General features: G+C 67.8%; 1 protein-coding gene. It reads left to right on the forward strand.

Features of this window, described 5'->3' with window-relative positions; genetic code table 11:
* Positions 1 to 909 (forward strand): glucose-6-phosphate dehydrogenase (gene zwf, locus IE318_RS44425; protein ID WP_189908497.1); only part of this gene is annotated, 909 nt, incomplete at both ends.

The following is a 909-nucleotide window of genomic DNA, read 5'->3' on the forward strand; positions in this document are numbered from 1 at the left end:
TCGGCCGAGGAGCTGAACCGGGTCGTGCACGAGGTGTTCGAGCCGGAGCAGGTCTTCCGGATCGACCACTACCTGGGCAAGGAGACCGTCCAGAACATCCTGGCGCTGCGCTTCGCCAACCAGATGTTCGAGCCGATCTGGAACCGGTCCTTCGTGGACCATGTGCAGATCACCATGGCCGAGGACATCGGCATCGGCGGTCGCGCGGGCTACTACGACGGGATCGGCGCCGCCCGGGACGTCATCCAGAACCATCTGCTCCAGCTGCTCGCGCTCACCGCGATGGAGGAGCCCGCCTCCTTCGACGCGGACGCGCTGGCCGCGGAGAAGGAGAAGGTGCTCGGTGCCGTCCGGCTGCCCAAGGACCTCGGCAGGTCCACCGTGCGCGGACAGTACGCGGGCGGCTGGCAGGGCGGCGAGAAGGTCATCGGCTACCTCGAGGAAGAGGGCATCGACAAGAAGTCGAAGACCGACACCTACGCGGCCATCAAGCTGGAGATCGACAACCGCCGCTGGGCGGGCGTCCCCTTCTATCTGCGCACCGGCAAGCGGCTGGGCCGCCGGGTCACCGAGATCGCGGTGGTCTTCCAGCGCGCCCCGCACTCCCCCTTCGACACCACGGCGACGGAGGAGCTGGGCCAGAACGCGGTCGTCATCCGCGTCCAGCCCGACGAGGGCGTCACGGTCCGCTTCGGCTCCAAGGTGCCGGGCACGTCGATGGAGATCCGGGACGTGTCGATGGACTTCGCCTACGGCGAGTCCTTCACCGAGTCCAGCCCGGAGGCGTACGAGCGCCTGATCCTGGACGTGCTGCTCGGCGACGCCAACCTCTTCCCGCGCACGGAGGAGGTCGAGCTGTCCTGGAAGATCCTCGACCCCATCGAGGAGTACTGGGACAAGCACGGCAGG

Source organism: Streptomyces spiralis (assembly GCF_014654675.1).
In the GTDB taxonomy this organism is placed as follows: Bacteria; Actinomycetota; Actinomycetes; order Streptomycetales; family Streptomycetaceae; genus Streptomyces; species Streptomyces spiralis.